The following is a 23,296-nucleotide window of genomic DNA, read 5'->3' as shown; positions in this document are numbered from 1 at the left end:
CTTCTTTTAGCGCTTTTTAGGCATATCTTGCGTGGAATATTTTTGTATAGCCTGACGCGCGTGTTCTGCAGCAGTATGAGCTGCTTTTATTAATATTCCACGCATACCGCTCTCCTCTAACACTGCTAAGCCTCTAATAGTTGTTCCACCCGGACTTGATATAGCATATTTAAGCTCATTTGGGCTTTTATGGGCTAACTCTGTAGCAAATCCTACAAAAGTTTGCTTTACTAATGCTATACTTTGTTGTTCGTTTAATCCTTCTAAAATACCCGCATCAATGAGAGATTCAGCAATAAGTGCCAAAAAAGCTATGCTACTACCGCTTGCAGCAATACTAGATTCTATAAGTGCTTCATTATCTACTTGCACGGCTACACCAAAAGATTCTATAAATGGGCGTATTTCATTATGAAGCACCTGTGTAGAATCTTTGGCATCTAATATATGATAATAAAAAGCTGTGGCTGAAAGCTTACTATGAGCAGCAATATTTGGCATAAGTCGCACGATAGAAGACGCACTAAGATGCTTTTGTATCATCGCTATACTTGTGCCTGCTAATACACTATATACACTATTTGCTTGTCCTTTAAAAACAAAACTCTCCAAACCAGCGGGCTTAGTGCATAACAAAATATCCTTGCCTTCTATATCAATTATACTTTTGTTTGATGAGGAAGATTCTACTTTAGCCTCATATACAGAGGCATCAAGGGCACATTGTGTGATAAAATCATAAGCTTTATGAGCATACCTACCTGTAATAATAAGATGATAACGCTGTGTAACAAAATTATTATTGGCAAGAATGGCTTTAGCCATATTGCCATAGCCCACAACAATAAGGGTTTTTTTCATTATTTTTTTTGGCTATCTCTTACAGGTGCAGCTTGCTCACCTTTTTGCGCCTCTTCTTTGTCATAATATTTACCAATGGGCTCATTTAAGCTATATAAAGGATACTGCGTGCTATCTAACACTACTTGAGCCATTGTAAGATTATCAAAATTAAATATCAAAGGGGCAAGAAAATTAATTGTAGAATTTTCAATAGGCTGTTGAATTACCATAATATTAGCAATAAGAAGATTCTTTGCATCACTTAAATCAAGTAAAATTTTAATACTTGCAGGCACATCAAATTCATATTCCCGTAATAAAAATGGATTGACAAGCGTAAAATGGGGCACTTCACCCTCAGCATTATAAAGCTTCATAAACAAATCATCAATTTTTTCAAGCTTCATCTTCGCTACACTCTCAAAACCTAGAATCGGTGATTTGACTTCAAAAATCATAATTTCTTGCTCCAAAATTTTAGGCTCATTCACATTTAATAAGTGAATTATAACACAAATCCACACTTTTTATGCTAAATAGTAAAATGTAATTGTGTATAATACATTTTTATTTTCAAAATTTAAAGGTTTTTAATGAAAATATATACTTTAATGTGTCTTTTATTTGCATATTTTATGTTTTTTGGCTGTGCAAAAAAAGAGATTGGATACAATAAATCAGCAACTTATTGGTATGAATCTATTATCAAAGAGATTAACTTTGGTAATCTTGAAGGTGCTGATGGATATTTTTCATCTTTGCAAAGTGAGCATATTAATTCTCCACTTATTCCAGAAGCAATGCTTATACTTGGACAAGCTCATATGGAAAAAGATGAATACCTCCTTGCAGCCTTTTATTTTGACGAATATCTTAAGCGCTACTCTTCTCTTGAGAATCAAGACTATGTGCGTTATTTGAAGATTCTTACTAACTTTTATGGATTTAAAAATTACAGCAAAGACCAAGAATTTATTACCCAAAGCATTGAAGATACAAAATCTTTTTTACAAATGTATCCCCATAGTCGTTATGCACCTTATGTAGAATACATTGACCTCAAATTCCAACTCGGACAAATTGAGCTTAATCGCTCTATCGCTCGTGTATATCAAAAACAAGGCAAGACACAAGCCCAAGAAGAATACTTAAGTCGCAATGATGAAGAGCTTTTTACAAATCTTAAACCCAAACCCTCACATATCCCGTGGTATGTAAGAATCTTTAATTGGTAGGAGAAAGAATGAATACTTTAAATAATGAATTTCCCATACTTATGCCCTTAATTGTTGAAGATGAACTTTTTATTTATCCCTTTATGATTGCGCCACTTTTTATTAACGATGAAAATAATATCAAAGCTGCAGATAAAGCTATAAAAGGTAATAGCCTTGTATTTATTAGCTCTATACGCAATGATGATAAGCAAACATTTTACGATGTTGGCGTAATTGGTTCAATTATGCGCAAAGTTGCTCTCCCTGATGGACGTGTTAAATTGCTTTTTAAAGGCTTATATCGTGGCAAAATACTTCAAATCATTCAAACCCCTAAAGAACCTATACAAGTAGAAGTAGATTTAATTGCCTATAAAGAATATGAAAATGATAAAATGAACGCTCTTTTGCAAGTGCTGCGCGAAAAAGTCCGTCACCTTGCAAATCTAGATGGGCATTTTCCACCTGATTTACTCAAAAGTATAGAAGAAAATCACGAACCAAATCGCATTGTGGATTTAATTGCTTCAGCTATGCGCCTCTCTACGCAACAAGCCTATACACTTTTTGCAAAAGATGATGTTGAAGAACGAGTATTAGGCTTGATTGAATATATTATTGAAGAAATAGAAGCTCAAAAGCTCCAAAAAGAGATTAAAAACAAAGTCCATAATAAAATGGAACAAGTCAATAAAGAGTATTTTCTCAAAGAACAATTAAAGCAAATTCAAAAAGAGCTTGGAACAGATAACACTCGCGATGAAGAAATGGAACAATACACCCAAAAGCTCAATAGCCTCAAACCTTATATGAGCGAAAACGCTTTCAAAGAAGTGCAAAAACAAATCAAGCGTCTCTCTCGTATGCACCAAGATAGCGGTGATGCAAATATTTTGCAAAATTATGTTGAATGGGTGCTTGAGATTCCATTTGGGCAATATGCTAATCAAAAACTTTCTATTGAAAATGTCGCTAAACAGCTTGATATAGACCATTATTCGTTGCAAAAGCCAAAAGAACGCATTGTAGAATATTTCGCGGTAAAAGAGCTAATGGCACAACGCACACAAAATACGCAAGGATTGACCTCTAAGCCAAAACGAGGCAAAAAATCTAAGACAGAAAACACAGATAAATATGAAAAAGGCACTATTTTATGTTTCTATGGACCGCCGGGTGTAGGAAAAACAAGCCTTGCAAACTCTATTGCAAAAGCTATTAAGCGTGAGCTTGTGCGCATTGCACTTGGAGGGTTAGAAGATGTCAATGAGTTACGAGGACATCGTCGCACTTACATTGGAGCAATGCCCGGACGCATCACACAAGGACTTATTGAAGCAAAAGAAATGAATCCCGTCATTGTGCTTGATGAAATTGATAAAGTTGGTAGAAGTTATAGGGGCGACCCTACAAGTGTGTTGCTTGAGATTCTAGACCCAGAGCAAAACCACGCCTTTAGGGATTATTACACAAATTTTGATATTGACCTCTCACAAGTTATTTTTATTGCCACTGCAAATGATATTTCTACTATTCCCGCACCATTGCGCGATAGAATGGAATTTATTGCCGTATCTTCCTACACGCCGCAGGAAAAATTTGAAATCGCCAAAAAATATTTGATTCCTCAAGAATTAAAAAAACACGGCTTAAAACCCGAAGAGCTCAAAATTTCTACACCTACGCTTAAAATTATTATTGAAAAATACACGCGCGAAGCAGGAGTGCGCAATCTACGTCATAAAATCGCACAAATTATGCGCAAAGTTGCAACTATTATTTTAAAAGGTGAAAAATCTATCACACTCACACCACAGAATCTAGGGCAATTTCTTGATAAAATTGTGTTTGAAATTTCACCCACAGATAAAAAAAATATGGTTGGCATTGTCAATGGGTTAGCTTGGACAAGTGTAGGCGGCGATGTGCTTAAGATTGAAGCAGTGAAAATTAAAGGCAAAGGCATACTTACGCTTACAGGGAGTTTAGGCGATGTAATGAAAGAATCTGCACACATCGCACACTCCGTGGTAAAAGTCTTGCTTGATAAAAAAATATTAAAACACAGCGCAAAAGCGCCCATTTATCAGCATTATGATATTCATCTTCACGTCCCAGAAGGTGCAACACCAAAAGATGGACCAAGTGCGGGTATTGCTATGGCGTGCGTTATTGCCTCAATCCTTACAGATTCTAAAATTGATACAAGTGTGGCGATGACAGGCGAACTCACATTAAGAGGCAATGTTCTACCTATCGGTGGTTTGCGCGAGAAACTCATTGCTGCACATAAAGCTGGCATTAAAACTGCGCTTATTCCACAAAAAAATTATGAACGCGATTTAAAAGATATTCCCCAAGAAGTGCTTAAAAAGCTTAAAATCATTGGCGTGAGTGATATTAAAGAAGTGCTTGATATGGCTCTTGTGAAATAAGATATTTTGAGGTAATTTTGCCCAAATGCACTCGATTTTCTACTTATTCTACTTTGATGTCAAGTTTATGGAGTAGATTCTTTAAGCACTTTAAATTATAATTTAAATGCCATTTTTGTGCTGCCCTATGACTCTCTTGCTTGTATTTATCAATATCTGTAATTTTAAGTTTTAAAAGCATTTGTGCAATATCGTAGCTTTGAAAACCTTGTGTTATAGCACCGCAACTATGTATTTGCACAAAATTTCTCACATCATAAAGCGGTGTAGAGACGATTGCTAATCGTGCTTGGAGGTATTCAAAAAGCTTATTTGGCATACAATGAGCGAGATTAAAGGTAGTAGGCTTAAAAGGAATAATTCCTATATCATATTGTGTGCTTTTTGGGATAATCTCCTCTAGGCAAACAGGCGGCACAATTTCAAGTGATGGAATCTCATAAGCATTAGTGCAAAAAGATTCTAAAAAACCCTTTTGGTTACTCAAAACCATAGCACAAAGTGTATAAGGCGTATTAATAAGCAAACGTGCTAACTCTAAAAGCTCCATAGAGCTTCTATCAGGGCTTATAAATCCGTGATACAAAATCTTGATTTCTTGCTTTAAAGTGGGCTTAGGCTTATAATCAAAAAATGGTGGCAGGGAATAAAAAAGCTCGCAAGTAATGCCAAAATCACTTTTATACCGCTCACACAACCCCTCACTCACGCTTATTGCCATATCTACATAAGGCAAATATGTTTCACACAAATATGCAAAAAATCGCCCTAATCCTTGTAGCCATTTTTCATCATTTTCATATTCAAGCGGATAAAACTCACGCAAATCAATGAGAATCTTACAAGTTTTATGTGTATTTTTATATGCGCACGCAAAAGGAAGAAGTGTAATATCTTCTACAATTAATACATCTTGAGGTGGCAGAGAATCTAAAAGATTAGGAATACACTTGCGATTTGGTGTAAAAATAAGCGATTCAAAATTGCCACTTTGACAATGAGATAAAATAGCATCATTTTCTTGTTGAGTGCGCTCTTTGCTTGATTTATCATTGCCAAAACAAAAAAGGTGAGATTCTATGCCTAAAGCATTAAATTCGCGTGTATCACAGGCTTTAGAAATAACGCTAAGACTTAGTTTAGCCCCCTCTTGCTTTATCTTATCTAAAAGTTGTAACATACGGCTTGAGCGGGGTTTTTTCGTGATATTATGATCGCAAAGCAAACTTATATATTTCATTTTTTTCCTTTTTTAGAATCTTAAAAGCTATTTTACTCTTTAGGAAATCTTTTTAGCAACTCTAAAAAATAGAGAATCTTTACTATACAAGATTCTATAAAACTTTAAGGAAAATATTTAGTTTGAATGTCAATTCTTTCTTAATCCTCAATACCAACTCGGGAGTGTTTCAAGGCTTAAAGCATCATCAAACATATAAGCTGTGTTTGCAATTTTTTGATACCTGCCAAGATTCTAAAGAGGCATTAAAAAAATAGGCATTTTCAAAACAGCTTGTAAAGTCCTCGACTTGTGAGACATTCCACTTTTCTATCCCGCTAAAATCCCTCCTACAAGAGCGGGAAAATAAATATTTCATACTTGTTACCTTGCTTGTATCAAGCTGACTTAATGGAATCTCCTCTATTCTGGCAAACATTTTCAAGGTCTCATTATCTACTTCAATGACTTCTCCCCTCTTGATAGAATCTAAACTACTCATAAATCTTTGCAAAGCTTTAAAATACGCTAACGCTTCTTCATCCTCTTTAAATATACTCCCATAGGCATTGCCCTTTGTAGTTAATATAATGTATTCCTCAATCTTTTTTTGCAAAAAGCTCTCAAAGTCCTCTCCTTTGTCGTTTTTCCTGCCCTTATGCAGTCCAAGAAAAAGGGCATATTCTAAAACTTCATAAGTTGTATCCTCAAACATCGCAAAGACAAAAGGCACGATTCTTTGAGTTTTTGGCTGTGTATGTATAGAGTCAGTATCTAGCAAGGCTACCCCCTCCTTGCCTAAAAAAGCGAGATTTATTCCACCTTGTGGTGCTAATCCTGAAAAGCTAGAATCTAGCACTTCTATATCAAAGAGCTTATTTCTTAAGGCATAAATAAAGGCTTGCTGGGATTCCCTACCACTTCGTCTGCAACGCTCTATCCCGTCATAAAACGTAATGCCTGTGGAGTAGATTGCATCCATACTAAAGCCCTGCGCAATAAGTAACTCCCACATTATCCTTAGCATTTCATCTTTTTTGCACTTAAAGCCCAAAGCATCAGCAAAATGCACTTCAATATTAAACATATTATCCCAATCATATCTTAAGTCATTGAGATGTTCTTGCGTAAAGGCTATACCATTTTTCACTAGCACTGCAGCAATATCGCTCCTACCCGCACTGATAGCATATTTTAAAAAGTCTAGTCTGCTTTGCTGCATACCTAACACGACACTTTTGTCTTTGGCATTGTCAATGAGAAATTCCACAAGCTCCAAAGGCAGGAAAGTTGATACTTCTATGCGTTGGCTATAAGATTCTCCTCTAATCTCTATCCTTGCACTCCATCTACCTTTTTTTAAGCAGGTTTTAAAGACTTTGTATAAATCTTTATCGCTGATTTTCCTGCCTTTTTTTGCAATAAGGATATTTTGTAGTGCTTCTAGTGCTTTTTGGTAAATCCCCACATAGTAAGCTATCTCTCTATCACTCTCTGCGTCCTCGATAAAGGCACAAATTGACTTAATGTCTGTAAGTTCCATATTATTCCTCCTATGACAAATCCTTTGTGTCCGCGCATTATATTGTTTTTTTTTTTTTTGTAAAGCAAGATTGTATATTCAATCATAATAAATTGTATTAACTCAAAGTGCTAAATTCACCATTTAAATCTTTTTAGATATTCATTTTTTGCACTTCAATATCTTGTTTTTTAGAATCTGCAAATCTAAATTCTATTGGCACTATGAAAGCATATTCAAAGATTATCTTATCAAAATAAGCATCAAATACATTTTGCAAACATATTTTGGATTTTTCAACCGCCCTTAAAGCTGCTATATCAAAGATTTTATAACCACTGCTTTGTATGATTTGGAATTTATGTATTTGATTATTTTTAAGACTTATCATTATTTTTGCAACACCCTCAATCTTATTGATTTTAGCTTCTTTAGGATAAAGCAAATGTTGCATAATGCAACCTCTGCTTTTTTGACCTAATGCTTCCTCGCTGAAATTATTTACTTGCATATAAGAATCTGCTGCTTGAAGCGGAGTAAAGAATTGATATATCACATAAATAACAAAAAAATAAGAGAAGAAAATTTGCATTATTTTCCTTGATTTTTTTATAAAAAATTGCTAGATTCTAAGCTTTAAATACCAAATTCACGCTTAAATGCGCACAAAGGATTTTCAATGATAGCTCAAAATATTACCGAACTCATTGGCAACACTCCGATTTTACAACTTCAGCAATTTGCTCCAAATCTTTATGGCAAATGCGAGTTTTTAAACCCAAGCCATTCTGTTAAAGACCGCCCCGCATATGCAATGATAGATGAGGCTCTAAAGACAGGCAAAATCACAAAAGATACAACTATTGTAGAATGCACAAGCGGCAATATGGGCATATCTCTCGCTATGATTTGTGCTTCTCTTGGATTAAAAATCATCATCACTATGCCAGAATCTATGAGCATAGAAAGACGCAAGATGATAGCTTTGTTTGGTGCGAATCTTGTGCTTACTCCTGCAAGTGAGGGTATGCAAGGTGCGCTCAATAAGGCTCAAGAAATTTTAGATTCCACACCAAACTCATTTATGCCAAGTCAATTTGATAATCTCGCTAACAAAGAAATGCACAAACGCACTACTGCACTAGAGATTTATAAAAGCTTTGAGGGAAGTTTGGATTATTTTGTGGCAGGATTTGGCACAGGTGGGACAATTAGCGGTGTAGGCGAAGTGCTTAAAGAGAAGATTCCATCTATTAAAATTATTGGTGTAGAGCCTGCTGCTTCACCACTGCTTAGCAAAGGACAAGCGGGACCACATAAGATTCAAGGCATTGGCGCGAACTTTATCCCTAAAATCCTTAATCGCGATGTGATAGATTCTATTGAAGTTGTAGAAAATGAAGTCGCTATTAAAATGGCTCAAAATTTAGGCAAAATCGGCGTAATGGTTGGAATTTCTAGTGGCGCAAATGTCGCAGCTGCGCTTGAAATTGCCAAAAACAATCCAAATAAAAAAGTGCTTACTATGCTTAATGACACAGCGGAGCGATACCTTTCAACGGATTTATTTAATACGCTTTAAACCTTGAATGCTACTAAAAGCGGTGGATAATGAGACTTTGGCAATGCTTCCTTGATACAAGCAAAGTAACAAGAGTTTGAAAACCGCATTCTCACTCTCATATCTCCGTCTTTAAAACCGCGCCATTTGCGGCGTTGCTCACAAGCAAAGAGTATCTTTTAAGCCATTTGCTTTTTATCTCTTTTTTTATAGGCTTCCATTGCGTGCGGCGAGATTCTATAATCTTAGAATCCACAAGCAATTCCAATGTGCCTTTTGAAACTGAAATTGCGATTTTGTCTCCGTCCTCAATGAGCGCGATTAGTCCTCCCTCTGCTGCTTCGGGGCTAATATGTCCGATACAGCCGCCACGCGTTGCCCCGCTAAAGCGTCCGTCCGTAATCAGCGCAACCGATTCTCCAAGTCCCATTCCCATAATAAGACTTGTGGGGGTGAGCATTTCTTGCATTCCCGGTCCCCCTTTGGGTCCCTCATAGCGGACTACTACGACATTTCCCGCCTTTACCTTGCCTCCCGCAATGCCTTTAATCGCTTCCTCTTGCGAATTAAAGCACACTGCACTTCCTTCAAACTCTTTCATAGATTCCGCCACAGCGGCGACTTTTAGCACCGCACCTTCACGCGCGAGGTTGCCATAGAGGATTTTCAAGCCTCCCACAGGCGAATACGCGTTTTCATTGTGGCGAATGATATTAGAATCTGCAATTTCCGCGCCTGCAATGCGTTCTCCCAAAGTCTCGCCTGTAATTGTGAGTGCATCTAAATAGAGAATAGAATCTTGCATTGCATTTCTTTTTGCAACTTCATTCATTACTGCCGACACGCCCCCCGCGCGATTGATGTCTTCCATATGGATTGTGCTTAATGCCGGAGCAATTTTAGCGATATGCGCTACTTGAGAGGCAATGGCATTGATAGAATCTAAGTTGAAATCCACCTCCGCTTCTTTAGCAATAGCTAACATATGCAAGATTGTGTTTGTGCTACCACCCATTGCCATATCCACGACAAAGGCATTATGCACAGCCTTTTTATTGAGGATATTGCGGAATCTAAACTGCTCGGTTTTACGCTCATCTAGGGCAATTTCTACAATTCTACGCGCCGCTTTGCGTAAAAGCTCCTCACGTTCCTTGCTTAAGGCTAAAATCGTGCCATTTCCCGGCAGCGCAACCCCCATCGCCTCACAAAGCGTATTCATAGAGTTTGCAGTAAACATTCCACTACAGCTCCCACCGCCCGGACACGCATTGCATTCTATCTCGTGTAGCCTTTTTTCATCAATCTTGCCCTCTGCGAACGCTCCCACAGCCTCAAAAGCAGAATTTAAATCCAAAATTGTGCCGTCCTCTAGCTTCCCGGCTTTCATTGGACCACCACTCACAAAGATAGTTGGCACATTCACGCGCAACGCACCCATAAGCATTCCGGGCACGATTTTATCGCAATTTGGGATACAAATCATCGCATCTAGCGAGTGCGCGTTCATCATTGTTTCAATAGAATCTGCAATCAGCTCACGACTAGGCAAAGAGTAGAGCATACCGCTATGCCCCATTGCGATGCCATCATCTACGCCAATGGTATTAAATTCAAAAGGCACGCCCCCAGCAGCGCGAATCTCCTCTTTGATAATCTGCGCATAGCGGTTTAAGAAAAAATGCCCGGGAATAATGTCAATATAACTATTTGCAATGCCGATAAAGGGTTTATTAAAATCTTCATCTTTTAGCCCTGTGGCACGCAATAAACTTCTATGAGGGGCTCTTTGATAGCCCTTTTTCACAATGTCGCTTCGCATAAATCTCCTTTAGAGTTTTCTAAAATGCCATTATAAGTGAAATCTTTGAAAATATTATAAATCAATAAGGAATCAAAGCTTTATGCAAATTCCTTTACCAAGCTTGGCTTATTTGCACTCATAAAGTGAAATTTATTATGCACACTTTTAAGTTCCATAAACAAAGAATGAGAAATCTCTAGCCCTACCTTATTTTCCTCATCTTTGCCTTTATTATGAGCTTTTTCTAGTTTTTGCACCCATTCATTTGGTATATATACACCCGGAAGCTTATCGCGCAAAAAAAGTGCCGTTTTGTAGCTTAAAACAGGAAAAAATCCAAGTACAAGTGCGCTTTTGATATTGCATTCACTCTTAATCTCTTCAAGGCTTTGGAGTAAAAATTCCGCTGCATTAAGAGAATAAACAGGCTGTGTAAAAAGAGCGTAAATCTCGCAACTGCTTAATTTTTTACGCATTTTATTTTTTAGCGATAAAGGATTATTCGCATACGCATTTATCACTTGAAAATTATAGATTCTTTTAATGTTTTCTTTAAGAGACTTGCCATTGAGTGCTCTACCACAATTTAACTCATCAATGATATGTCCGAGTTTAAGAGAATTATCCTCAAACACACCCTTTGATTGTAGGCAATCTCCATTTTTAATGCTATCGCCTGTGAGTGTCAAAAAAGTGCGCAATCCTAACTCATTAACACTTAAAATATCGCCACATAAAGCGATAGAGTTCCTATCTCTCATTGAAATTGTGCAAATAACAGGCTTTTGGAGTGCATTTTGAAACTTAAGAGAACTTAAGATTGATGAAGGTTTAAAACGAGCTAAAGGCGAATCTGTGCAAACAAAAGCGTGAGCAAGTTTAAGTGTTTTTAAATCTTCTAGTAAATTCTCATCAAGCCTACCACTTATACTTGGAGCAATCTCTACACTCAAAAAAGGCTCTGTAGAGTGAATTTGCTCTATGAGGGATTCTATGTCATACATATCTATTTACCATTATCATAGAATCTATTTCACACTTATAAAGCTGCTCGCACACTCTTAACAGCTTCTACAATGTTTTTCAAACTTGGCTTTACTTCTTCCCATTTGCGCGTTTTAAGCCCACAATCTGGATTAATCCATAGCTGCTCTTTGGGCAATACTTCAAGCAAAGCCTTAATTTGCACATTAAGTTCCTCCACACTTGGGATTCTAGGACTATGTATATCATATACACCCGGTCCTACTTCGTGTGTATAACCCACTTGTTTAAAGACTTTTAATAGCTCATTGCCACTTCTTGCTGTTTCAATGCTTATCACATCAGCATCAAGGGCTTCAATGGTTTTAATAATATCATTAAACTCACTATAACACATATGGGTATGAATCTGGGTTTGAGGAAGTGCTACTGCGGTAGAAATCTTAAAGCACTCTAATGCCCAAGTCTCATACGCTTTGATATTTTCGCTACGCAATGGATACCCCTCTTTGAAAGCAGCTTCATCAACTTGAATGATTTTAATTCCACCCTTTTGCAAATCATCAATTTCATCAGCAATAGCTAGAGATATTTGCCTACACACCGCACTTCTCTCTAAGTCATCTCGCACAAAACTCCAATTTAAAATTGTAACAGGACCTGTGAGCATTCCTTTCATCACCTTTTGTGTAAGGCTTTGCGCAAATTTACTCCACTCTAATGTCATAGGCTTTGGACGAGCCACATCACCAAAAATAATCGGTGGTTTTACACAGCGACTGCCATAGCTTTGCACCCACGCATTTTGACTAAACACAAATCCTTCTAATTGCTCGCCAAAATACTCCACCATATCATTTCGCTCCGGCTCTCCGTGCACAAGCACATCAATGCCAATTTCTTCTTGGAACTTCACACAATCTCTAATATAAGTTTTTATACCCTCTTCATATTGCGCCTTATTTATCTCGCCTTTTTTGTAATTAAGACGCAATGCTCTAAGTTCAGGCGTTTGGGGAAAAGAACCAATTGTAGTTGTAGGTAGGATAGGAAAATTAAACTGCTCTTTTTGAAGCTTAATGCGCTGCGCAAATGGCACACTTCTTTGATTTTGTGTGTGATTTTGGACACGCTCTCTCACAGCCTTGTTATTTGTTTTATCTGAATTTTTACGCGTAGCATTTATATTTTTATTTTCTTGTAAAAAACCTTGAATTTGATTATCCACACGCCCTTTAAATACGCTCTCCAACACACTGATTTCTTTAATTTTTTCCTGCGCAAAACTAAACCAAGAGAGAATTTGAGAATCTATTTTTTCTTCACCCTCTTTACTAAAAGGCACGTGCAAAAGTGAGCAAGAGCTGCTTACCACGATGCGATCTTTGGGGATAAATGTCGCTATATGCTCTAAAAGAGCAAGTTTGGATTCTATATCTGCCACCCAAATATTGCGTCCATCTATCACCCCAGCGTAGAGCACCTTATTGCTTTTACCAATAAGTTCTAAAGATTGCTTATTTTTTTCTCCATAAATAAAATCTAATCCAATGCCATAAATATCTGTTTGGAGTAAAATCTCACTTAGCTCATTGCTATGCTCAAAAAATGTGCTTACAATGGCTTTGATACCTTTTTTGCTTATTTCATTATAAACACACTCTAGCGCAGACCTATCATAAACGCAATGCAAAGATTCAAAAAGCTCTTTATTATCCTTAAATCCAAGTGCAAAAATAGGCTCACTAAATTCTACCACTACATCACTGCCAAGCGCTGAAATCTCATCTATTAAATCCATATATGCGTTTTTTAACTTATTAAATATCGCCGCTGTATCACCTTTAACAATCTTACTCAAACCAAAAAAAGTAAAGAGTCCAATAAGTGAAATTTTGGGCTGATAACCTAAGGCTAAAGCCTCATTATATTGTGCTTTAATATTTTCTATATTTGCTTTGTAATCATCATCATCGCTTAATTCTGGCACTACATAATGATAGTTAGTATTAAACCATTTTGTCATCTCACAAGCCACACCCTTTTGATGTCCTCTCGCCATTGCAAAATAGCCCTCTAATCCCTCCAAATCCTTAAATCTATATGGTTTGGCATTGAGTGCATAAGCTAAATCTAATACATTATCATAGAGACTAAAATCATTGACACATACATAATCAAGTCCTTTTTGTATTTCCCAATGCTTTGCTCTTAAACTTTTTGCTACAGATTCTAATTCTTGACTACTACACTTTCCACTCCAAAAGCTCTCTAGTGCTTTTTTTAACTCTCTATTTTTCCCAATACGTGGAAACCCTAAAATGCTGCTCATAATATCTCCTTTGAAATAAATTTCCATATTTTCGCATAAAATTTATAAATACAATATGTAATTTTATTTTTTTGTTGAGATTTTTAGAGAATCTAATGTGCCAAAACTGCTCCAAAGCCCTTGATATAAGCATTTTACAAAAGATACAAAAAGTAACAAATACAATATGTAATTTTATTTTTTTGTTGAAAAATGAATGAAATTCTATATTTTACCTATCACTTATCCCACAAGCGAAACCCTACACCTATGCGTTCGCTGCGCATTTTATACTCAAACATATTATCCCCATATCCATTTATATATTGAACATAAATCCCTATATTATCACTCACACGCAGTGTATAGCCCAACTCAAAATAAGGATAATACCTCCGCGCAATAGGTGGACGCATATATAATTCAAGCAAATTACGATTACTCTTGTAATACAATCCTATATCATTATACCCACGATAAAGGGCTAAATCAGGATTATCTGCCATAAAACCATCAAGATGTTTGCCTATATACACCCACGTACCTAGCTTAATACCAAATACACTTTGTGGTGCTATGTCATACTCCCATCGCATATTAAGCAAAATACGATTCTGTGTGCGTGAGCGCAATGCTCTCTCACCATTTGAAATATGATTGTATCCAAGAGAAATATTCTTAAAAGAACCGCCCAAAAAGCTTATAGGACGCTCATAGCTATAAAATAATTCAGGTTGATAATCCACATCTCTAAAAGGACGAGAATCTGCTTGATTATAACTTTGAAACCACGCTGTTTGTGTATAAGCAAAGTAAAAATATCCATAGGGCGAGAAAAGCTCATTAAACACAGCAAGTTTAAAACTAAATTGAAATTTGATTTCTGTATCTTTATTTTTGTATGCACTTTGGCTAGGAGTAGGCTCACTCAAGCTATGATAAAAAGGCAAAATATATACTGCATTGTGTGGGTAGAGCAAAAGATAAGGTTTTTTATTTTCTTTTTCTTGTGAGTGAGTTATAAGATTATTGGGCAATGAATCTGCAAATGCACTGCTTAATCCCACAGATAAATATAGCATACACCATTTATTCATAATTATTTCTCTCCTCTAAATATGGATAGATTCTCTAAATCGTGTGATAAAGCGTGAATAATTTTATAGTAAAATACCCAAAAATTACATTAATTCTAAAAGGAGAGGCAATGTGCGGTATTGTAGGCTATATTGGTCGAGATGAAAAAAAAGAGATTCTTTTAAATGGCTTAAAGGAGCTAGAATATCGTGGTTACGATAGTGCAGGAATTGCGGTATTAAGCGAAAATGAATTGCAAACTTTTCGCTCTGTTGGAAAATTAAGCAATTTAGAATCTAAATGCAAAAATTTTAGCTCCACAGATTTTGGCGTGAGTATCGGGCATACGCGTTGGGCTACGCACGGCAAACCTACCGAAGCAAATGCCCACCCTCATATCGCTGCTTTTAGCAATGTTGTGCATAATGGCATTATTGAAAATTATCAAGAAATTAAACACGCTTTGGAACAAAAAGGACATACTTTTCTCTCGCAAACTGATACCGAAGTGATTGTGCATTTATTTGAGGAATATACACAAACTTTTACAGATTCTCTCCAAGCCTTTAAAGCGACTATTGCCGAGCTCAAAGGTGCTTTTGCCATTTTGCTTATTACCAAAAAAGCACCCGATTGTATCTTTTATGCCAAAAATGGCTCACCGCTTATCATTGGCAAAAGCGCGACAAAGCAAGATGAAATTTATTTTGCAAGCTCTGATGCGCCACTCATAGGACTTGTAGAGAGTGTAGTATATTTGCAAGATGGCGATATAGGCGTGATGAAACTTGGCGCATTTGACACGCTCAAAGGTGCAAAAAAACTAAATAGCACCAAAGGCTACGCACAAAAAGAAGGGTATCGCTACTTTATGGAGAAAGAAATCTATGAGCAACACAAAGTTCTCCTTGAAACTATGATGGGACGCGTGAGTGAGGGAGATATTATCCTCAATGAAATAGAATCTCACTTTTTTAATGATATACAAAGTATTAGCATTTGTGCGTGTGGGACAAGCTATCACGCGGGATTAAGCGCAAAATACCTCTTTGAACGTTTGGCAAAAATAAAAACAAATGTGCTCATTGCAAGCGAATTTCGCTATTCTCAACCTGTGATGAATAAAAATGAGCTTTTTATTGTCATCTCCCAAAGTGGTGAAACTGCCGATACACTTGAAGCCCTCAAGCTTGCCAAAAAAAATGGCTTAAAAAGCCTCGCTATTTGCAATGTGGATAATAGCTCTATTGTGCGTGAAGCCGATGTCTCGCTCCTCACTCGTGCAGGAATTGAAAAAGGCGTGGCAAGCACAAAAGCATTTGCAACGCAAATGATGTTGCTGTGGATTCTAAGCGTGTATATAGGCAAAATACGCGGACATATCGCACAAAAAGAGCTAGAAACTCATATCGCACAAATGGTAGCTTCGGCAAAAAAAACTTATATAGAATCCGATATGCACGAACACATTAAACGTCTATCAAAGCGATATTTACACGGACACGGATTTTTCTTTATCGGGCGAGATGTGTTTTATCCTCTCGCACTTGAGGGTGCGCTTAAGCTCAAAGAGATTAGCTATCTTCACGCTGAAGGCTACCCAAGCGGAGAAATGAAGCACGGACCTATTGCACTAGCAGATTCTGAGCTTTTTACCCTTGCTCTTATGCCTACACATTTACTTTTTGATAAAATTAAAAGCAATGTAGAAGAGCTAAGTGCGCGTGATGCAACTATTTGTGCAGTAAGTGCGCAACCCATTAAAGGCGTTGATGATATGATTCTTATCTCACCTTGCCAAAGCTATATGGAGGAGTTTTTTGCGATGATGGTAGTGCTTCAACTTTTTGCACTTGAAGTAGCAATCAGATTAGGAAATGATGTAGATATGCCACGTAATCTCGCCAAAAGTGTTACGGTTGAATAATTGCCTTATTATCCTTAATCTCTAGCACTTTAACCTTATCTCCCTCTTGCAAGTTATAAGAAGGCTGCTGGCTATTCTCTTTGCTCTCTTGCTCATACGCCCACAAAGTGCCTTTAAAATACACCATTCCTTGTTGTATTTCGCCTATGCCACCCTCTAGTAAGCTATCTTCATATACTTGTGAGTGGCTAAACCACGATTTTATGGGTTTTCTTAGTGCTACAAGTGAGAGGAGCGAAAAAAGACAAATACTCACAGCCTGCCACACAAAAGCATTTCCAAAGTGATGAAAACCAATAAAAAATTCAATAGCTGATGTTATACAAAATCCTATGCCCACAAATAAAAGAAAAAACGAGCCAAAAAATATTTCAGCTATTATCACAGCAATACCTACACCTAGCAATATTAAAGCTGACATTATTTTCTCCTTATGTGTGTGAGCCTATTTAGCAGTTTTTGCACCTAAAAAGTCCCCAATCACACTTAAACCACCGATAAATTCACTTGTCTCATAGGGAATAATGACTTTATCTTTGCTGGGATTCTTTGAAAGCTCATTAAAAGCACTTATACGCTCTTTTGTAAGCAAAAACTCCGCAGCTTGTGCATTTTTTGCCATTTGAGCGGCAATAAGTTCCATCGCATCGCTTTGTCCTTGTGCCAATGCAATTTGCTCATATTTTTTCGCATCTGCCATTCTCTCAATCGCTTCAGCTTGAAGCACTTTTTCTTGTTTTAAGGCTTCAGCATTGCGAATAAGCGCTTCTTTTTCTGCTTGAGCTTTAAGCTCAATGGCTCTTTTTTCCCTCTCTGCTTTCATTTGTAGATTCATAGCCGCCTCAATATCTCTTGGCACAGATATTTCACTAATCTCAACACGCATAATTTTCACACCCCAATTATTCGCTGCATCGCCTAATGCAACCTGCAAAGCAGCATTTAATCTATCACGAGATGAGAGAGAATCATCAAGATTAATGCGCCCTATTTCACCCCTAAGTGTTGTGGTGGCAAGATTTGCAATCGCATTTTTATAATCATTTACGCTATATACGGCAGATTTTGCATCAAATACCTTTAAAAACACGATTCCATCAATATTGATATTCACATTATCTTTGGTAATCACTTGCTGTCGCCCAATATCTATGATTTGCTCCCTTGCACTCACTACTGCACTCACTCTATCAATCACAGGAATAATAAAATGAAAGCCTCCATCAAGCACTCTATGGAATCTCCCTAATCGCTCCACAATCGCAATATCTGTTTGTGGAATAATTTTTATCCCTACAAATAACACCGCTACACATAAAACTAATACAACCAATGCAAAACCAAGCATAAAGCCTCCTTTAACTCTACGAAATGCAAAATTATAACATTATTTATCACAAAGTTTATGGGTATTTATAAGTTTCAAGGGAGAGAATACACAATAATAGGGTGAATTTAACACTTTGAGTTAATACAATTTATTATGATTGAATATACAATCTTGCATTTACAAAAAAAAAAAAAACGATATAATGCGCGGACACAAAAATCCACAAACAACTTACAAAAGGACACTAATGGCAGAAACGCAAAAAGATAATAACAAACTCACACAAAAGCTTGAACAAGCAATAGAAAATCACAATCTCGAGCAGTTAAAAGAGATTTTGCACACAATGGAAGTAGAGAAAATAAAACTAAGCAGCATAACACTTGGTAAAAATCAATCAGTTTTTGGCTTTGCCTTGTATTGTATGGTTTATCCAAACGAGTCTGGGTATGTTCGTTGGGATATACGTAGGAAGCGGTATGCGCCGATCATCTCCACACTTTTAGAATTAGATGCGATTAAAGATTCAAGAGACTTAGAAGATGCAAAAATTTTAGAATTTATTATCAGGGAAATGCCGCATTTGGTGGTTTTATATGTCAAAAAAGGGCTTATTTTACATCGGGAGCTTTCAATTGCAGGCTATATGCCCGAGAAGGATTATGGTATGCTTAATCTCCTTGCCTTTGCGGTGCTAATGGACGCGTATTGGCGTTTAAATAATCCAGACGAGCCAAATTACCACAGGGATCTTATCAAGGTGCTTTTGGAATCTGGCGTAAATCCCAATGAGGTTGCACTCACGCAAGAGGATTGCAGACACGACAATCGCGGCAAGGGTGCGATATACTACACATTAACCTTTGGCGAATATGAGACACTCCTACCACTTTTGCAACAATATGGCGCGAAAGATGAGGGGATATTTTTAGCATTGCTTCATTGCTCACAGAAACAACAAGAGAAACTTTTAGAATCTTATATCAATAAGGTAGATTTGAACTACATTAACTATGACAGCGCGTTGCATAGGGTGAAAAATGTCGCGTTAGCTAAACGTCTTATTGATAAGGGCGCAAATGTGAATGCGCAAAATATCAATGGTCAAACGCCCCTAATGGTACACTATCGCGATGTAGATATGTGGAAACTCTTACTTGATAATGGCGCAGATATACGCATCAAGGACAATGCAGGCGATACACTCGCATTTTATACCTTAAAACGTGAGTGGGATGGCAGAGATGGCGATATGAGCTTTTTAAAGACCCTAAAACTCCTCATAGCAAATGGGCTTGATGTCAATGAATGCAACAAGGACGGGTGTAGTCTGCTCTATCTCACCCAAAAAAATCAATTCAAAGAATCAAGTGAATTTTTGCAAGAAAATGGAGCAAAATTGTCGCAAATTGATGAGCAATTAATAGAAGAAGAAAAGAAAAAAGATGAAGAGCTCGCACCTAAAAATAGGCTTAGAATCGAATTGATTGAAGCAATTGATGACAGCCTAACCGCACTTAATAGACAATCAGTAGAGAAATTAAAATCTCTTAAAACAAAAGTTCTAGATCTCTTTGAAAAAGGAGCTGTGATAGAAGAAGATGAGATTTCTAATTTAGAGAATTTTCTTGGCGATTTGGAGCAAGAGTATTGGGACGATAGAGCTGTGTATGCTGGGCGAAGTGTCAAACAGATGCGCGAGTATTGGTACTTACAGGCTGTAAAAAAACTAAAGTATGCGGAGGATAAGGCAGAAGCATTTGATTCACTCTTTATGCTTGGCACACAATCTAAAGGTGTAACATATCAGCCAAAGACAAAAGCGGAGCTTAAAAAGCTTGTCAAGGATTATAAAATTTATTTGGGTGATATTGATGTAACTTGCACGAAAAACTTTGCAAGCTTATTTGCTGGAAGCAGAAGAAAGTATTTTGATGGAATAGAGCTATGGGATACAAGTAAGGTTACCACTATGGAAGATTGCTTTAGCGGAGCAAAGCATTTTAATGTGAATATTCAATCGTGGAATGTGAGCAAAGTAAAAAATATGAGTGGTATGTTTTATAACTCAAACTTTAATCAAAACCTTGATAAATGGCAGGTGAGAAGTGATTGTGATGTGGGGTATATGTTTAAAGGAACGCCTTTAGAAAAGAATCCGCCCAAATGGTATAAGAAAATAGCAGATAAGAACTAAGTATAATCCCTTTGCAAAAAGTGGGTTTAGCCCACCAAAGGAAAAATACGCGTTTTATTATGGCAAATGATATGAGAATCTGCCAATGTCATTTACTCCTAATCTTTAGAATTTTCCTAATAATTGAGCGCATTCCTTAGCATCATATTCCTTATTGCAAAGCCTTTGTAGCAATGTCTTTTGCAAGATTTAAAGCCTGTGAGATTTTGTCTATATCTTTACCTCCAGCAGTGGCAAAGTCATCTCTGCCCCCGCCATTGCCTCCTAATTCTTGCGCGACTTGTTTTACCCAAGCTCCTGCTTTAAGAGGTGCATTTTTTACCCCTGCTACAATGCTTATTTTATTATTAGATTCGCTAAGAAGCAAAATAGCTACACTTTCATTTTCGTTTTTGCTTCTATCAATAATTTCTTTTGCCTCATTTGCACTTACAGAATCAAGTTTGAGCACAATCAGCCTCACACCATTTATCTCCTCATAATCGAGGCTTTTTACACTTTGTTTTGCTTTGTTTGCTTTCTCTTTTGCCTCATTTAACTGCATTTTTATTTTTTCAATACCCTGCAAAACATCTTGTGCTTTTAAAGATTCTCTTGCCCTACTTAGTTCAAGCAAAGCATTCTTGCCATAATGATATGCCGCATTCCCACACACTGCTTCAATGCGACGCACACCACTACTTACACCAGATTCTTTTACAATATAAAAACTGCCGATTTCAGCAGTGTTATTCACGTGAATCCCACCGCATAACTCAATAGAATCTCCAAAGCTCACTACGCGCACCCTCTCTCCATATTTTTCACCAAAAAGTGCCATTGCACCTTTTGCTTTTGCCTGTTGCATATCCATATTCTCGCATAATTGCGCATTTGATTGTAAAATCTGCTCATTGACAAGATTTTCAATGTGTGTAATCTCCTCATTTGTCAAAGCCTTTGGGTGAGAGAAATCAAAGCGCAAACGATGCGGCTGCACAAGACTTCCTGCTTGAGCGATATGTGAGCCCAAAATCGTGCGCAATGCCAAATGCAGCAAGTGCGTAGCCGAGTGATGTTTGGCGATTTCAAATCGTATAGAATCTACCTCTGCAAAGACTTCTTGCCCTACTTTTAAAGCACTTAAAACTTCGATTTGAGAGAGATTTAACCCAAAAAATTTCTGCGTATCAAGCACTTGTGCAAACTTCTGTGCTTGTGCAGATTCTAAAGATTTATTTGTAGAATATAATGCGCCCTTATCGCCCACAGGACCGCCAGATTCAGGATAAAAAGGTGTTTTATCAAGCATTACCCAACCTTGAGAGCTAGGGCTTAGAGTATCCACCATTTTAAATTGAGAATCAAGCAAGGCTTTAATCTTGCAAGTTTCTTTATTGCTCTCATAGCCAACAAATTTATTTTCTCCAAACTTGCTTAAAAGCACATTGAAATCACCCTCTTTTAAAGCGTCCCCGCTACCTTTCCAACTCGCTTTAGAGCGATTTTTCTGTTCATTCATACATTGCTCAAAAGCTTGCATATCCACTTGTATATGCCTTTCTCGCAGCATATCTTGGGTTAAATCAAGTGGAAAACCATAGGTATCATAAAGCTTAAATGCTACCTCTCCACTAAAAAATATCTCTTGTTTTTTACTAGAAGCTACACTTTGCAGATTCTCTAGCTCTGTATTAAATAATACCATTCCAGATTCTATGGTTTCAAAGAATCTTAACTCTTCCGCTTCGCATTGTGCCATTATGGCAGCTTTACGCTCTTGTAAGTAATGATAATGCTCACCCATACATTCACATACCACACCCACAACTTCATATAAAAATGGCTTTTTAAGCCCTAATAAATAGCCGTGTCGCACTGCTCGGCGTAAGATTCTGCGCAAAACATAGCCGCGTCCCTCTTTATCAAAATTCACCCCTTGTGCGAGGAGAAATGCTACACTTCGTGCGTGGTCAGCTATCACGCGAAAAGAAGCTTGAATATTTTTTATTTCAACAATCTGTGCTTCTTGCAAATCAAGTCTATCAAAAATTTCATCATCTCCAAAATATGTTTTATTTGTAAGTTTTTGAAGACATTGCATTAAAGGTGCAAAAAGGCTTGTATCAAAATTATTTATTTTGCCCTCTTTAAGTGCTATCACGCGTTCTAGCCCCATTCCTGTATCAATACTAGGCTTTGGTAAAGGTGTTCTCACACCATCTTTTTGCTCAAACTGCATAAAGACAAGATTCCATATTTCTAAGAATCTATCTCCCTCGCCACCAAAATAATCCTCTTCAGTATGAAAATATTTCTCGCCTTGGTCTATGTAAATTTCACTGCAAGGTCCGCAAGGTCCGCTATCACCCATTTGCCAAAAGTTATCCTTATCGCCCATTCTTTTAATGCGACTTGGCTCAATGTGTTCGCACCACAGCTCGTAAGCTTCATCATCGCTCTCGTGGATTGTTACATATAGCACATCTTTACTAAAGCCCAAAACTTGCGTTACAAACTCCCACGCATAAGCGATTGCTTCTTTTTTAAAATAATCACCAAAACTAAAATTACCCAACATTTCAAAAAGTGTATGATGACGCGCAGTATAGCCGACATTTTCTAAGTCATTATGTTTCCCACCTGCTCGGATACACAGCTGTGAGCTTGTAGCTCGTGGCGGAGTAGGAATTGGAATCTTGCCTGTAAAAATATCTTTAAACTGCACCATACCTGCATTTGTAAAAAGCAAACTCGCATCATCTGGCACAAGTGGCATAGAATCATAAACCTTGTGAGATTTAGAGGCAAAAAAATCAAGATATTGCTTTCTAATATCATATTGCGCCATAAAAATCCTTTGTTGAATAAATTAATGGGTAATTATAGC

17 protein-coding genes are annotated in these 23,296 nt (G+C 37.2%); 5 read left to right on the top strand and 12 right to left on the bottom strand.

All coding sequences use genetic code 11. The annotated features are described in order from the left end of the window. Positions 1–6 precede the first annotated feature (6 nt). On the bottom strand, positions 7–861 hold the full coding sequence (locus tag LS66_RS02960) for a pyrroline-5-carboxylate reductase (protein WP_034366538.1): 855 nt from the start codon (positions 859–861) through the stop codon (positions 7–9). Continuing rightward, a complete protein-coding gene (gene fliW, locus LS66_RS02955) occupies positions 861–1,301 on the bottom strand; it encodes a flagellar assembly protein FliW (RefSeq protein ID WP_011115683.1) in 441 nt (146 codons plus the stop codon). Before fliW ends, LS66_RS02960 begins: the two co-directional genes overlap by 1 nt. 135 nt (positions 1,302–1,436) lie before the next feature. Here fliW and LS66_RS02950 point away from each other — a divergent pair, with 135 nt between their 5' ends. Continuing rightward, positions 1,437–2,078 carry an outer membrane protein assembly factor BamD gene (locus tag LS66_RS02950; protein WP_201273648.1) on the top strand — a complete coding sequence of 214 codons (642 nt, stop codon included), beginning with the start codon at positions 1,437–1,439 and terminating at the stop codon, positions 2,076–2,078. Between the two features lie 8 nt (positions 2,079–2,086). Further along, positions 2,087–4,495 (top strand): endopeptidase La, encoded by a 2,409-nt coding sequence (gene lon / locus LS66_RS02945; RefSeq protein WP_034366536.1) that lies wholly within the window; start codon positions 2,087–2,089, stop codon positions 4,493–4,495. Positions 4,496–4,538: 43 nt separating this feature from the next. Here lon and LS66_RS02940 read toward each other — a convergent pair whose 3' ends face one another. The 3 genes from LS66_RS02940 to LS66_RS02930 form a co-directional block, all read right to left on the bottom strand. After that, a complete protein-coding gene (locus LS66_RS02940) occupies positions 4,539–5,735 on the bottom strand; it encodes a capsular biosynthesis protein (RefSeq protein WP_034366534.1) in 1,197 nt (398 codons plus the stop codon). Between the two features lie 187 nt (positions 5,736–5,922). Then, complete coding sequence (locus tag LS66_RS02935; RefSeq protein ID WP_052057364.1) at positions 5,923–7,257, bottom strand: BspA family leucine-rich repeat surface protein; 1,335 nt, start codon at positions 7,255–7,257, stop codon at positions 5,923–5,925. A gap of 133 nt (positions 7,258–7,390) precedes the next feature. After that, positions 7,391–7,828: an energy transducer TonB gene (locus LS66_RS02930; protein WP_034367864.1), complete on the bottom strand. Its 438-nt coding sequence runs from the start codon at positions 7,826–7,828 to the stop codon at positions 7,391–7,393. Positions 7,829–7,915: 87 nt separating this feature from the next. On the opposite strand from LS66_RS02930, the gene cysK reads away from it, so the two are divergent. Then, on the top strand, positions 7,916–8,818 hold the full coding sequence (gene cysK / locus LS66_RS02925; RefSeq protein WP_011115689.1) for a cysteine synthase A: 903 nt from the start codon (positions 7,916–7,918) through the stop codon (positions 8,816–8,818). A 97-nt stretch (positions 8,819–8,915) separates the two neighbouring features. Here the strand turns inward: cysK and ilvD are convergent, their stop codons facing one another. The 4 genes from ilvD to LS66_RS02905 all read right to left on the bottom strand — a co-directional run bounded on the left by ilvD (position 8,916) and on the right by LS66_RS02905 (position 14,993). After that, a complete protein-coding gene (ilvD, locus tag LS66_RS02920; protein WP_034367866.1) occupies positions 8,916–10,619 on the bottom strand; it encodes a dihydroxy-acid dehydratase in 1,704 nt (567 codons plus the stop codon). An 80-nt stretch (positions 10,620–10,699) separates the two neighbouring features. After that, entirely contained in the window at positions 10,700–11,605 is a 906-nt protein-coding gene (locus LS66_RS02915; protein ID WP_034367869.1) for a methylenetetrahydrofolate reductase, read from the bottom strand. 35 nt (positions 11,606–11,640) lie between these two features. Next, a complete protein-coding gene (gene metE, locus LS66_RS02910) occupies positions 11,641–13,917 on the bottom strand; it encodes a 5-methyltetrahydropteroyltriglutamate--homocysteine S-methyltransferase (RefSeq protein ID WP_034367871.1) in 2,277 nt (758 codons plus the stop codon). A 218-nt stretch (positions 13,918–14,135) separates the two neighbouring features. Continuing rightward, positions 14,136–14,993, bottom strand: a complete 858-nt coding sequence (locus LS66_RS02905; protein WP_034367873.1) for a phospholipase A — start codon at positions 14,991–14,993, stop codon at positions 14,136–14,138. A gap of 110 nt (positions 14,994–15,103) precedes the next feature. Between LS66_RS02905 and glmS the strand changes: the two genes are divergently transcribed. Beyond that, positions 15,104–16,900: a glutamine--fructose-6-phosphate transaminase (isomerizing) gene (gene glmS / locus LS66_RS02900; protein WP_034367879.1), complete on the top strand. Its 1,797-nt coding sequence runs from the start codon at positions 15,104–15,106 to the stop codon at positions 16,898–16,900. Here the strand turns inward: glmS and LS66_RS02895 are convergent. Together LS66_RS02895 and LS66_RS02890 are read right to left on the bottom strand one after the other, a co-directional pair. Next, on the bottom strand, positions 16,887–17,321 hold the full coding sequence (locus LS66_RS02895; protein ID WP_034367881.1) for an NfeD family protein: 435 nt from the start codon (positions 17,319–17,321) through the stop codon (positions 16,887–16,889). The genes glmS and LS66_RS02895 overlap by 14 nt on opposite strands. A gap of 24 nt (positions 17,322–17,345) precedes the next feature. Then, entirely contained in the window at positions 17,346–18,248 is a 903-nt protein-coding gene (locus LS66_RS02890; RefSeq protein ID WP_011115696.1) for an SPFH domain-containing protein, read from the bottom strand. A gap of 229 nt (positions 18,249–18,477) precedes the next feature. Between LS66_RS02890 and LS66_RS10250 the strand changes: the two genes are divergently transcribed. Next, complete coding sequence (locus tag LS66_RS10250) at positions 18,478–20,427, top strand: BspA family leucine-rich repeat surface protein (protein WP_161594726.1); 1,950 nt, start codon at positions 18,478–18,480, stop codon at positions 20,425–20,427. A 151-nt stretch (positions 20,428–20,578) separates the two neighbouring features. On the opposite strand, the gene alaS is transcribed toward LS66_RS10250, so the two are convergent. Next, entirely contained in the window at positions 20,579–23,257 is a 2,679-nt protein-coding gene (gene alaS, locus LS66_RS02880; RefSeq protein ID WP_034366140.1) for an alanine--tRNA ligase, read from the bottom strand. Positions 23,258–23,296: the final 39 nt, after the last annotated feature.

Source organism: Helicobacter sp. MIT 03-1614, assembly GCF_000762925.2.
GTDB classification, from domain to species: Bacteria; Campylobacterota; Campylobacteria; order Campylobacterales; family Helicobacteraceae; genus Helicobacter_C; species Helicobacter_C hepaticus.
Note: the sequence above shows the minus strand (reverse complement) of the source record. Positions and strands in the feature narration are given on the sequence as shown.

Bases quoted from the DNA above. Each gene is read 5' to 3' on its own strand.
- ilvD (WP_034367866.1), bottom strand. From the start codon at position 10,619: ATGCGAAGCGACATTGTGAAAAAGGGCTATCAAAGAGCCCCTCATAGA.
- glmS (WP_034367879.1), top strand. From the start codon at position 15,104: ATGTGCGGTATTGTAGGCTATATTGGTCGAGATGAAAAAAAAGAGATT.
- lon (WP_034366536.1), top strand. From the start codon at position 2,087: ATGAATACTTTAAATAATGAATTTCCCATACTTATGCCCTTAATTGTT.
- fliW (WP_011115683.1), bottom strand. From the start codon at position 1,301: ATGATTTTTGAAGTCAAATCACCGATTCTAGGTTTTGAGAGTGTAGCG.
- LS66_RS02895 (WP_034367881.1), bottom strand. From the start codon at position 17,321: ATGTCAGCTTTAATATTGCTAGGTGTAGGTATTGCTGTGATAATAGCT.
- LS66_RS02930 (WP_034367864.1), bottom strand. From the start codon at position 7,828: ATGCAAATTTTCTTCTCTTATTTTTTTGTTATTTATGTGATATATCAA.
- LS66_RS02960 (WP_034366538.1), bottom strand. From the start codon at position 861: ATGAAAAAAACCCTTATTGTTGTGGGCTATGGCAATATGGCTAAAGCC.
- metE (WP_034367871.1), bottom strand. From the start codon at position 13,917: ATGAGCAGCATTTTAGGGTTTCCACGTATTGGGAAAAATAGAGAGTTA.
- LS66_RS02890 (WP_011115696.1), bottom strand. From the start codon at position 18,248: ATGCTTGGTTTTGCATTGGTTGTATTAGTTTTATGTGTAGCGGTGTTA.
- LS66_RS02905 (WP_034367873.1), bottom strand. From the start codon at position 14,993: ATGAATAAATGGTGTATGCTATATTTATCTGTGGGATTAAGCAGTGCA.
- LS66_RS02940 (WP_034366534.1), bottom strand. From the start codon at position 5,735: ATGAAATATATAAGTTTGCTTTGCGATCATAATATCACGAAAAAACCC.
- LS66_RS10250 (WP_161594726.1), top strand. From the start codon at position 18,478: ATGGCAGAAACGCAAAAAGATAATAACAAACTCACACAAAAGCTTGAA.
- cysK (WP_011115689.1), top strand. From the start codon at position 7,916: ATGATAGCTCAAAATATTACCGAACTCATTGGCAACACTCCGATTTTA.
- LS66_RS02950 (WP_201273648.1), top strand. From the start codon at position 1,437: ATGAAAATATATACTTTAATGTGTCTTTTATTTGCATATTTTATGTTT.
- LS66_RS02915 (WP_034367869.1), bottom strand. From the start codon at position 11,605: ATGTATGACATAGAATCCCTCATAGAGCAAATTCACTCTACAGAGCCT.
- LS66_RS02935 (WP_052057364.1), bottom strand. From the start codon at position 7,257: ATGGAACTTACAGACATTAAGTCAATTTGTGCCTTTATCGAGGACGCA.
- alaS (WP_034366140.1), bottom strand. From the start codon at position 23,257: ATGGCGCAATATGATATTAGAAAGCAATATCTTGATTTTTTTGCCTCT.